The organism is Dethiothermospora halolimnae (genome assembly GCF_037577855.1).
Classification (GTDB): domain Bacteria; phylum Bacillota; class Clostridia; order Tissierellales; family VENL01; genus Dethiothermospora; species Dethiothermospora halolimnae.
This window is the reverse complement of sequence record NZ_JBAKFX010000029.1, coordinates 19504-31884: the sequence shown is the minus strand read 5'-3', so window position 1 is coordinate 31884 and position 12381 is coordinate 19504. Positions and strand designations below refer to the sequence as shown.

Here is a 12381-nt window from a genome sequence, read left to right as displayed (position 1 = left end):
ATAGTTATAAAAAATATACGAGGAGGGATATTTTGAAAATATTTAAGAGAAGTCTTAAAACAAGATTATTTTCCATAATAGTATTGTCTACTATATTACCGGTTCTAATATTATCATTAATATTAAGTCCCCAGATAAAGAAGAGCATTGGTACTAACATAGATAACAATCTAAAAAAGAATTTAGAAATATCTAAAATTAAAATTAAAGAGAAGGAAGAAGAGGCCTTATTTTTAGCGGAAAGATACGCATCCAATAGTGAAATAGTTGAAGCTTTAAAAAGTAAAGATAGAGAAAAACTAAGTGAAGTAATGAAGCCAATATATAATAGGTTAAAAGAAGAGGCTGATGTAAAGGTTTTTGAAGTTGAAGATAAAAATGCAATAGTATTTTTAAGGGCCCATGGAGACAAATATGGAGATGATAAAAGTGATAATACCTCTATTAATAGTGCATTAAAGGGAAAAAAGCTATCAGGATTCGAATCAGGGAAAAGTGGTTTAGCTGTTAGAGGGTTTGCCCCGATAAAGGATAATGGAGAAATAATAGGGGTATTACAGGTAGGTTTCGATGATAGTTTTCTTAATTCTATAGATAAATTGATATCAGGTGATATGAACATATATATAGGAAATAAGTTATATAAAACTTCAAATGACCAGATGAAAGATAAAGTAGGAAAAGATATCTTAAAAGAAGAGCTGCGAAATAGGATAATTAAAGAGAAAGAAGTTGAATTAATGGAGGATAACTATGTTAAGATATATAGACCTATACAAAACCCTATAGGGGATGAAACTGTGGGTATAGTGTCAGTATCTGAAAACATAGCTATTTTATTAGATAGCCAACAACAGTTAACTAAATTGATAGTCATAATAGTTATTATAGCATTGTTAATATCAATAGGATTAGCCATATTGTTTAGTAGAAGTATAACTAATCCAATAAATAAAATAAAAAACTTTATGGGAGAATTGGCAAAGGGAAATTTAGATAAGGAAATAGATATAAAAAATAAAGAAGATGAAGTGGGACAATTAGGTGTAAGTGCCATAAAAATGTCTGATAATATAAAGGAATTAATAAAAGAGATAAAGGATACATCAAAAATATTGGTGGACTCATCAGCTGAACTTGAAGTTATAACCGATGAAAATGTTAGGGCAAATAATGAAGTTGCCAACACAGCCAATAATGTTGTAGAAAAATCCCATACTCAAATAACTAATACAGAAAAGGCAACAACTACAATTGAAGAAATGACAAAGGGAGTAGGTTATATAGCCAAAGCCTCCAGTTTAGCAACGGAATCTGCTATTTCAGCCAGTAATGAATCTAAAAATGGTGATGATATAGTCAAAAGTGCAGCCAATAAAATGAACTTAGCCAATGACAAAGTTGACGATTTATCAAAGACAATAAAGTCCCTAGATTCAAACTCAGAGGAAATAGGAAAAATACTAGGTATTATAAATGGAATATCGGAGGAAATAAATCTATTATCCCTAAATGCGGCAATAGAGGCTGCTAGAGCGGGGGAACAGGGAAAGGGATTTGCCGTTGTAGCAGATGAGATAGGGAAACTGGCAAACCAGTCGGAGGAGTCAGCTGTTAAAATTATAAATATAATAAAGGAAATGCAGAATAAAACTAAGGAGTCAATAGAAGGGATGGAGTTGGTGAATAAAGAAGTTAAAGAAGGTACATCGGTGGTTAATAAAGCAAGGGAAGCCTTTAAGAAAATAGCCAAATCCATAGAAAAGGTATCTGGACAGATACAGGAAGTATCTGCAACTGCTGAAGAGTTATCTGCAAGTTCTGATGAAATTTATGATTCAGTAGAAAATATTAATAATATTACAAAAAATACAGGACGTGATTATGAAGAAGTAGCCGCTGCCACTGAAGAACAGTTAGCATCAATGGAAGAAATAGCATCATCGGCGGAACAGTTAAATCAAATAGGTGAAAAACTAAATGAATTGGTGGCTAGATTTAATGTATAAAAAAGAAGATTAGCTAATAATAGGAAGTATATTTAGGGAATCGAAAGAAATATGTATATAACCAAAAGGGAAAAGGGAAACAGAGGGTATTGATATGTTAACCGAAATTGAAATAGGATATAAACTATAATAGACTATTAATGACAACTACAAATACAGAAAGGGATGAGATATATCGATACCACCTCTATGGAAGTATCAAAAACGGAAGAAGAAGGGATATCCCTATTGGAACAATTACTTTTCTTTGTACCACTGGGAGCCACTTCTTTATTAATAAGTGTGACCCATTCATTATTTAATGCAGCTATAGCTAGATTGCCCAATCCAGAGCTATATGGTTCGGCATTTCAAGTAGGTAAAAGTTTGATGCAGGTTGTACAAAATCCTGTTGCAATGATAAAACAAATGATGGCTGCATTAATCAAAGATAAGGAAAGTTATTATAAAGTAAGAAATTTTACTATAATATTAGTAACATCTGTGTTATTGTTTTTTACTATATTAGTATTTTCAGGGGGAGCAGAATGGATTTTTAAAAATCTTATGGGAGTAAAAGAGGATGTACTTAAACATGCCTTAACTGTTGTTAAGATTCTTATAATTTTTCCTGCTGCAGTTTCTTTGAGGAATTTTATGCAAGGAGTTGCTATAAAATTTAGAAGAACTCCATTAGTTACTATTGCTACCATAGCCAGGGTGACATTTGTTAGCATAATAATTTTATTTATTAGTAAAATAACCTTTATTCCACCATCAATGATACCATCCTTTATGTTTTTAGGAGCAGTCTTTGTTGAAGCTATTACAGTAACAATAGGAGTCAAGTTATCTATAAAAGATATACCAACATCTATTGAGGGGTTAAATACTAGAAAAGTAAATATGAATGTAAGGGAGATAAACTATAGGTTAATAATTGGATTCTTTGCCCCCCTTGTTATAACCTCTTTTATAAGGGCATTGGCAAAACCCATAATAGACTCAGGTTTAGCTAGAACTATTGATCCTAAGACGGCGATTTTCACATATGGTGTTGCATGGGGTCTAGGAGTAATAGTTGTGAGTCCCCTTATGATGTTTCATCAAGTACCCCTTAATTTTATAGAAGGAAATAATAAAGAACAGATAAATTCAGTAAAGAAATTCGCAATAATCCTTGGTATATTCCTATCATCTATATTAGGATTAATGGCATTTAGTCCTATAGGAACTATTATTCTGACAAACATAATAGGGGTTAGTGACAAAATCGCATTATTATCGGTGGATGTATTAAAAGTAATGACAATATTACCAATGGCAATGGTAATAAGGCAGTTTTATTGGGGAATGCTTATGAAAGAGCATAAAACCAGTTATATTAGTATAGGTAAAATAATAAACTTAGTTATGCTATTTATTGCCATATTTATAGCAAATTTATTTAACCCTGCCAATGCAGCACTGGTTGGAATCATAGGAAAAGTATCATCAGAAGCCTTTGAGTCATTATATTTGTATATAATAAACAGGAAAGTAAAAGAGTAGAAGGATTAATCCTTCTACTCTTTTTTAACAGTTATTACACCATTTCTGCAATGGACAATTATTTAATTTACAGGCAAGATCAGAACAAGAACGTTTAGAATAAATACAGGGAATATCTAAAGACTTTGATTGTCTTTTTACTATCTTAGTTAAATTATGTTCTATGTAATCATAAAGAACAATAACCATATCCACATCATCGGGTATTTTTTTATTTCTCATGCCTTTTTTTCTACCGGGCCAATGGTGATAATCTTTTATGCCATTACTAGATAATACATCAGGGATATTACCCAATCTGTCTCCTCCCACTACTAAAGCTGTCATAGTTTCACCTCCAATTTTTAAACTACAATAAAATATTTAGAATCAAGTTTATTTATAATTATTTTTTATTGTGATATTGAAAATCGTTATCAATATTATATCATATCTCATAATGTATATCAATAGGAGGAAGGCTATGGGACAACCTAACAAATATTTTGTATATCATGACATAAATGTTATATAATAAATTTAAAATAACAGTTCTAAACTTCTATCCCCTCCAATAAAAATAAATTGGAGGGGATAGGTTTGTACAAAAAAATTATTTTATTATTTATTGTTATTACGTTAATACCTACAATTGTTATATCGGATAATTCTAAAAATGATAGAGTAGTGGCAGAAATAATTGAGATAACCAAGACAAAGGGAGAAGATAATAATAATAATATATTAAAAGTGAAAATTCTAGAAGGAAAATATAAAAATAAATTAACTTATATTAAATATGAAAGAATAGTAAGTTCATCCTTTGACTTTGATTTAAGTGTTGGGGATAAAATATTAATTGATATAAGTGTAGATGAAAATACCAGAGGAAAGACAACTTTTATAAATGTATGGAGATTAAGTCATATAAAAGTCTTAGGAATAATATTTTTAGTAGTTCTTATTATATTTGGAAGGCTAAAGGGATTATTATCACTGACATCATTGCTCTTCTCGGGATTTATTATTATAAAGTGCTTAATACCATTGATTATAAAAGGATATAATCCTATTGTAGTATCAATAGTTTGTTCATCTATAATAATTATAGTGAGTTTTATATTAATAGCAGGATTTACTAAAAAATCGTTAGTAGCAGTATTAGGAACCTTAGGAGGAACGTTCTCAGCAGGAATAATATCATATATATATAGTAAATTATGTATTATAACGGGATTAGCCGATGAAAATGTAATGTTTTTAGTAACAAACTTAGGAATAGAAATTGATTTTAGAGGATTATACATGGGGGCAGTTATAGTTGGGACTATAGGAGTTGTAATGGACGTAAGTATGTCTATTACATCGGTGATTTTTGAAATTAAGAAAAAAAATCCTCAAATAAGGGGAAAAGAGTTATTTCAATCAGGATTAACGGTGGGAAAAGATGTTATGGCAACCATGGTAAATACCCTTGTATTAGCCTATGTGGGAAGTTTTATGCCAGTTCTTATAAGTTATGTTTATTCGGAAGTTCCGATGAAATATGCCCTAAATACCGAACTAATATCAGTTGAGATAATAAGATCTTTGTGTGGTAGTATAGGGCTCATACTTACCATACCTTTAACCTGTATATTTGCTGTGTCATCTGTTTTAAAGAAAAAGTAGGGGATTCCTAGTCCCTATTGTTGCTAGGGATTAGGAATCCTTGGTGTTGCTGGGGGATTCGTAATCCCCCAGCCAAATAGTTATTCTAAATAGGTAGAAAATTACTTTCAATAAAGTAAACTATCAATCCAAATATTAATGCCGGTATTGTAGTTATCACTGTGGCCCATAAAGAGGATTTTTTATCAATTGCTAATAATGGGAATAGAGCATCTCCATCTTGGGATATGGCGTTTGCAAGTAAAGCTGCAAAGGGAACCATACCCTTTGTAAATAAAGCCACGAAAATAACCTGTGGTCCACAACCAGGTATAAGACCAATAAGAGCCCCAATGAAAACTGTTGTTAAAGCAGCAGAAGTCATAAAGCTACTTATCATTTCTTCACCAGCTCCATAGTCTCCTCCACCTAATGCAAATACACTGATTTCATATATTAAATAGGCAACAAAAACCCATGTTCCAACAAATGCAGTTTCTTGAGCATTGTGTATTAGGGTCTCTTTAAGGGAGGTAGATTTTAGCTCGGTTTCTTCATGGGTATCATCTTGAAAGAACTTCTTACCCATAAACATCATTACTATTGACAGTATGGTACCACCTATACCTAATATGGCACCAAGATTAGGTATAGCCAAGGTGTTTACATCAACTTGGAATAGTAACATTATACCTAAAATCAATCCAACAGCTATAACTATCCAATAAAAAGAGAAGCCATGATGGGTGAACTTATAGCCCAAACCTTCTGGTTTTTGGTGCCCTTTGGCTCTATGGTGAAGAGCTAAGTCCACATCGTCTCCTTCATTGTGACCAACGTGACATTTATTGCCATTACATTCCATTTCGTATAACATATGGTCAGCTTTCTTATGAATTTCATCCCGTTCCTTCTTTGATAATCTTTTCATTTTAGATAAAAGTTTGTCACCAACATTAAAATAATCAACAATATATCCTGTTAATATGGCAGCTATAAATGATATTACACTAACAAGTAAATAATGAAAGGGTAATACTGATATGATTACAAAGGCTGAGTCTCCCATAGTGGCAATAAGGGTTGCTATAACAGCACCGAAACTTACTGAACCTTTAATGAAAAGGGGCATTATAAATATAGCACCACCGCAACCGGGGGTTAAACCCAGTAAAGCTCCTATAACTGGTTGCCATTTTTTAGACTTTTCGATTCCTTCTATAAATGCACCGGATTTTTTATAATTGATATAACCAAATAATAACAGTACTGCTCCCACAAAGACAGTAACTTGCAAAAATGAGTCTTCTGCACTTTTTAATATGATGTCTATTATATCTTTTATCATGTCAACCTCCTTTAAAAACAATTTCCGTTCTATTATACCCTATGTGTAAACATTAAAACAGAGTAAAATAGTAGAGATTATATTATTTAGATGCTGAACATGCTCTTACCTAAAGTATTAACTAATAAATCTGAGTATGTAGAGGGGAATTCATTCTCCGATATGATAATGTATAGAAAGATATAGCTCTTTTTATTGCCTAGTTCTAGTTGCTGGGGGATTCCTAATTCCCCAGCTTATTAATGACTTTAAATATGGTATTATTATATTTTGTATTATATTATTACATTTTATATGATATAATGTAATAAAATGGCTTTGCTTAGGAGGGGTTGGGTGGATAAAAAAGTATTTACTGTGGATGAGGTATCTAAAATATTAGGTATGCATCCAAGGACGATAAGACGTTATATCAGAGAAGATAAACTTAAGGCAGGAAAAATAGGTGGTCAATGGAGGATAAAGAAAAAGGATTTAACAAAACTTATGGATGATGAAGACTATATAGAAAGTAAGAAAATAGAAGTAACCAATAACCTAAGGGGTTTTGTAGAAGATAATTTTAATAAAGTAGAAGGGAAAATAAAGGTATGTTCAATAGTTGATGTATATGTGGAATCTATAGAAGAATTAAAACCTATAACTAATGTGTTGATGGATTTAATTAATAGTGAAGATTCAGATAGAAAAACTTTAAAATTTGAGTATATTTTCTTAGATGAAGAAAATAAGGCAAGATTTACTCTTTGGGGGAATCCAAAGTTTATTTCTAAGATGATTAAGGCAATATCAGATTTTGAATAAAATAAAAAGGGGAGAGTTACTTTGAAACTTACAAATAAAGGGGATATTATAGAGGTTTGTAAAAAGTTAAAAAAGGATATAGTAGAAGATGATTTTAATAAATATTGGAATGGATTTATTAAGTCAGACTTAGCATTATATGATGACAAGAATGTATATTTTATTGATTATAGTAATGACAGGGATGTTTATATAGATAAATGGAATAGTAATTTTTTCGGGAGTACGGTTATAAAATATAATGATAAATATATGGCAATATGGGATATAAAAACCTTAAAACCAAATACATCATATGAAAAATTATATTCTGGTATAGTTCATGAAATGTTTCACTGTTATCAAAATGAAATCGGGGATAAAAGATATCCAAATGAAGTTATGGCTGTTAATTATCCCATTAATAAAGAAAATATTACACTAAGAACCCTTGAAAGGAAATATTTATTAAGAGCTGTATTTGAAAAAGATATAGAGGAGAAAAATAAATTAATATCGCAATTTATTTCATACAGAGAAAAAAGAAAAGGCATAATTGGTGATTATTTGGATTATGAATTAGGGTTAGAGAGTATGGAAGGCACAGCCATGTATGTTGAATATAAAGGGTTTTTAGAAAAAAGTTTGTTGCCTAGAGAATTTGTATTGTCAAAATATGGATTAGATCTATCTGATTATCCAAAAGACCTTAAAAAGCTTAGACCCAGTTGCTATAGTGCAGGTGTCTTTATTTGTTTATTGTTAGATAAATTAGTTCCAGATTGGAAAGTAAAATATATTCAGTCACAAAAATTTTTATATGATATTTTAAAAGGAAATATTAAATTAGTACAGAATAGTGTTTCAATTGAAGATTATTCTATTGGGGAATACTTAATTCAAATAGATAAAGTAAGTCGTTTTAGAGAAATAAACAAAGTGAAAAGTGGTAAAAAATATAAGATTATATTAAGAGGAGATATGGGTTTAGCTGGTTTTGATCCTATGAATATTGTAAAGTACAAAGACAAAATACTTCATAAGCATTTTATTAAAATTAGAACCAATGATAAAGAGTATTTCATAAAAGGTTCAGCAACATGTAAACATAAAGACTCTTTTTGGAAAGTCGAAGAAGTAGAAATATATACAAATAAAGAGCCAGTTATTTATGATGGTAAACTAGTTATAGGTAATAAAGCCCACCTAGAAGGTTCTATTAGTAATAAAGATAACATATATCGTGTTAATTTATAAAAAATCTTTAGATTCTCTAAATAAAAGAAGGATTAAGAACTTTTAAATAGAATAAATATAAATATAACTATTTAACTTGATAAAGCAATGAGGAGGTAAATTATGCAGTATAGAAAATTTGGAAAACTGGATTTTGAAGTTTCAGCCTTAGGTTTTGGATGTATGAGATTTCCTGTTATTGATAACGATAGTAGTAAAATAGATGAAGAGGAAGCTACTAAAATGTTAAGATATGCCATAGATAATGGGGTGAATTATATAGATACAGCCTATCCCTATCATCAAAAGATGAGTGAACCCTTTGTAGGTAGAGCTTTAAAGGATGGTTATAGGGAAAAAGTAAAATTAGCTACAAAACTTCCCATATGGCTTTGTGAGAAATATGAAGATTTTGAAAAGTATTTAGATGAACAACTTGAAAAATTACAGACTGATTATATTGATTTTTATCTAGTTCATGCTCTAAATAAGGATACATGGAAAACCTGTAAAGAGTTAGATGTATTTAAGTTTTTAGATAAGGCAATTGAAAGTGGAAAGATTAAATATGCAGGATTTTCTTTTCATGATGAATTAGATTTATTTAAAGAGATAACGGATGCCTATGATTGGACATTTTGCCAAATACAACTTAATTATATGGATGAATATTACCAAGCAGGATTAGAAGGCCTTAAATACGCAGCAGATAGGGATTTAGCTGTCATCATAATGGAGCCTCTTAAGGGGGGAAAACTTGCTAAAAAGCCAAGTGAAGATATTAAAAAGATTTGGAGTAAATCAGAAACTGAAAGAACTCCTGCAGAGTGGGCTTTAAGATGGGTATGGAATTTCCCAGAAGTAACTCTACTGTTAAGCGGTATGAGTACAATGGAGCAGATAAAGGAGAATATAGAGACCTCAAAAGATGCTTATCCAAAGTCTTTATCTAAAAAAGAAGTAGAGTTGATAGATGAAGTTAAGGAAATATATAAGGATAAAACAAAAATAGGATGTACAGAGTGTAAATACTGTATGCCATGTCCAAATGATGTCATGATACCAAATATTTTTTCACTATATAATGATGGACATATGTATAGTATTAAAGATGAAGTTAAGAATACCTATAATAAAATAATGGAGAGGGAAAAAGATGGTTCTAAATGTATAGAGTGTGGGAAATGTGAGAGGGAATGTCCTCAAAACCTTCCAATAATTGAACATCTAAAAACTATTCATAAAGAATTTGCAAATTAGGGGTTTGGTATATACCAAGCCCTTATTTTTTTAATATATAGATTCTGAATATATTCAGGACAACTTTAAAGCCATATAGTATATAACAATAATAAAATTTAATTGCTGGGGGATTCGTAATCCACAGCTTATTGAAAAATATAGTTTTTGGCATAATAGGTCTTCTGGAAGAAGACCTGAGGGATTCGATACATTGAATCCCTACATAAATTTACGGACTCACCAATGCCCTGCTCTCTGCACTGAACAAAGAAGCGACTTTAGTTTCCTTTTGTTCTTATAATAAATATTTTAATGTAAACAGTATAAAATATAAATAGTAGTTAAAAATATAATTTAAAATAAATAATATATACTAGGGGTGATTACTATAAAGTTTAAAGTAATGATATTTATGATATTAGTTGTTATTATTAGCTTAGTCATATACTCTGTGCCCAGAGATGTAGATAAGACTTATAGTGGTTATCTATATTCATTAGATGGTGATTTTGGTAAATCCATAACTATATCTGTAAAAGGAACTATTTATCCTAAACTTTTTTCATCCAATAGGTTTATTGGTAACTTGGCTGTAGATAACGAAGTAGTTAAGGTAAATACTTCTCATCAAGGGGAAGGATTCTTTCAGGGGTTAAAAAGTAAACTTTTAAAAGACAACTATACAACCTTTGCCTTTAGTAGTGAAAGAGGATATACTTCTACAAAGGGAAATATAACCTTTTCCAAAGATTTTAATAAAGTATTTGGAGCCTTAGATATACTTAATGAAAAATACAATATAAAGTGTCAATTTGCAGCCCCTTCAGATAATGTTATAGAGGCAAATTCATTAGGAGAATCGATACTTTAAAATTATTTAATAACTAATTTAATGAATAACTTGATTTTATTAGCTATTTAAGTTAGAATGATATCTAATAAAATTAAATAGTAACTCTGTATAAACTCGGTAATAGGGTCCGAAAGTTTCTACCAAACCACCATAAATGGTTTGACTACAGGGGGAATAGGTTTATTGATTATATCATTAATAATACTTAAAAACTCCTGTCATTGGCGACGGGAGTTTTTCTATTAATATAAAGTTAATCATCATGTGTTGATAAGTTTACAATCTTAAACTAAAACTTAAACTCAAAAAAAAGAGGGGGCATAACAAATGGAATCATTAAAAAATAAAATTTTAAATGAGGGAAGAGTAGAAGGTAATGACATATTAAAAGTAGATAACTTCCTTAATCATAGATTAGATATAGACTTTCTAAATGAAATGGGAAAAGAATTTAAAAAACGTTTTGAAGGTAAATCAATAAACAAGATCCTTACCATTGAGGCTTCAGGAATAGCAATAGCCGCCATAGCTGCTCAATATTTCAATGTACCAGTGGTCTTTGCCAAGAAAACTCAGTCCAAAAACCTTGATAAAGAAGTATATGAAACTGAAGTATATTCATTTACTAAGGCTAAATATTATAGTGTTAAAGTAAATAAAAAATATCTAAATAAAGAAGACAATATATTAGTATTAGACGACTTTTTGGCAAATGGTAGAGCTGCCATGGGGCTTAAGGATATAGTAGAACAAGCAGAAGCTAACCTTGTTGGGGTGGGTATAGTAATAGAGAAATCTTTCCAGGAAGGGTGTAAACTACTTGAAGAAAATAATGTTAACTTAGAGTCCCTTGTTAAAATAAAGAGCATCAAAGATGGACAGATAGTATTTAAATAATTGTTTTTATTTAAGGCCTGAATATATTCAGGCCAATTTTAATGTCACTTGGCACAGAAGAATAATAAAATTTAGTTATTAGGTACTCGTAACTTCTGTTGTTGCTGGGGATTCGTAACTTCTGTTGTTACTGGGGGCTCCGTAACTTCTGTTGTTACTGGAGGAACCGCAGTTTCTGTTGTTACTAGGGGGATTCGTAATCCCTGTTGTTGCTGGGGGATTCATAATCCCACAGCTTATTAACAAATACAGTCTTTGGCATAATAGGTCTTCTAGAAAAAAACTTAAGGATTCAATGTATTGAATCCCTACATAAATTTCTCGTCTCACCAACTCCCTGCTCTTTGCACATTACACTAAACGAATAAACACCAAAGGTACATTTGTTTTAAAAGTTGTATTTTTTGTAACAAATAGAAACTAACCTTAATAAAGTATGAAAATTAGCCATTGAGACCATTAATATCAAATGATTCGAACAATTGACATAAATTTATTAAACAGTTATACTGTGAGTGTAGAAATAAAACGTTTTCATGGAGTAGTAAAAATTTTTAAAATAGACTGTTAAAAAAATAACGAATATATTAATAGGGGGGTTTTTTATATGAGGACTATCAGTGTTTGTATAGGAAGTGCATGTCACTTGAAAGGATCTTACAATGTTATTAACGGGTTACAAAAAAGGATAAAGGATAATGGGTTGGATGATAAGATACAAGTTAAAGCTTCATTTTGTTTAGGAGAATGTACCAAGGCAGTATCAGTAAAAATTGATGATGGCCCTATTTATTCTGCCGATGAGAATAAATTAGATGAGTTTTTCGATAAATATATAGTTAGGGGGATTTAAC

Annotated in this window: 11 protein-coding genes and 1 riboswitch; of the genes, 9 read left to right on the top strand and 2 right to left on the bottom strand. The window is 30.6% G+C overall.

The genetic code is table 11. From position 1 onward, the window contains the following. Positions 1-32: 32 nt before the first annotated feature. Positions 33-2009 (top strand): methyl-accepting chemotaxis protein, encoded by a 1977-nt coding sequence (locus V6137_RS12195; RefSeq protein WP_425448219.1) that lies wholly within the window; start codon positions 33-35, stop codon positions 2007-2009. Positions 2010-2198: 189 nt separating this feature from the next. Then, complete coding sequence (locus V6137_RS12190; RefSeq protein WP_425448218.1) at positions 2199-3539, top strand: hypothetical protein; 1341 nt, start codon at positions 2199-2201, stop codon at positions 3537-3539. Positions 3540-3563: 24 nt separating this feature from the next. Here the strand turns inward: V6137_RS12190 and V6137_RS12185 are convergent, their stop codons facing one another. Then, the gene (locus tag V6137_RS12185) at positions 3564-3866 is read right to left on the bottom strand and encodes a DUF2325 domain-containing protein (protein ID WP_425448217.1); all 303 of its coding nucleotides are present in this window, start codon (positions 3864-3866) and stop codon (positions 3564-3566) included. Between the two features lie 252 nt (positions 3867-4118). On the opposite strand from V6137_RS12185, the gene V6137_RS12180 reads away from it, so the two are divergent. Then, positions 4119-5189 (top strand): YibE/F family protein, encoded by a 1071-nt coding sequence (locus tag V6137_RS12180; protein WP_425448216.1) that lies wholly within the window; start codon positions 4119-4121, stop codon positions 5187-5189. An 85-nt stretch (positions 5190-5274) separates the two neighbouring features. On the opposite strand, the gene V6137_RS12175 is transcribed toward V6137_RS12180, so the two are convergent. After that, complete coding sequence (locus V6137_RS12175) at positions 5275-6516, bottom strand: putative manganese transporter (RefSeq protein ID WP_425448215.1); 1242 nt, start codon at positions 6514-6516, stop codon at positions 5275-5277. Positions 6517-6852: 336 nt separating this feature from the next. Here V6137_RS12175 and V6137_RS12170 point away from each other — a divergent pair, with 336 nt between their 5' ends. The 6 genes from V6137_RS12170 to V6137_RS12145 all read left to right on the top strand — a co-directional run bounded on the left by V6137_RS12170 (position 6853) and on the right by V6137_RS12145 (position 12380). Then, on the top strand, positions 6853-7320 hold the full coding sequence (locus V6137_RS12170) for a helix-turn-helix domain-containing protein (protein WP_425448214.1): 468 nt from the start codon (positions 6853-6855) through the stop codon (positions 7318-7320). Between the two features lie 21 nt (positions 7321-7341). After that, on the top strand, positions 7342-8556 hold the full coding sequence (locus V6137_RS12165) for a hypothetical protein (RefSeq protein ID WP_425448213.1): 1215 nt from the start codon (positions 7342-7344) through the stop codon (positions 8554-8556). 102 nt (positions 8557-8658) lie between these two features. Next, positions 8659-9795 carry an aldo/keto reductase gene (locus V6137_RS12160; RefSeq protein ID WP_425448212.1) on the top strand — a complete coding sequence of 379 codons (1137 nt, stop codon included), beginning with the start codon at positions 8659-8661 and terminating at the stop codon, positions 9793-9795. 385 nt (positions 9796-10180) lie between these two features. Further along, complete coding sequence (locus V6137_RS12155) at positions 10181-10648, top strand: hypothetical protein (RefSeq protein WP_425448211.1); 468 nt, start codon at positions 10181-10183, stop codon at positions 10646-10648. 66 nt (positions 10649-10714) lie between these two features. After that, positions 10715-10816, top strand: a riboswitch (purine riboswitch). Between the two features lie 141 nt (positions 10817-10957). Then, positions 10958-11527 (top strand): xanthine phosphoribosyltransferase, encoded by a 570-nt coding sequence (locus V6137_RS12150; protein WP_425448210.1) that lies wholly within the window; start codon positions 10958-10960, stop codon positions 11525-11527. Positions 11528-12134: 607 nt separating this feature from the next. After that, entirely contained in the window at positions 12135-12380 is a 246-nt protein-coding gene (locus V6137_RS12145) for a (2Fe-2S) ferredoxin domain-containing protein (RefSeq protein WP_425448209.1), read from the top strand. Position 12381 lies beyond the last annotated feature (1 nt).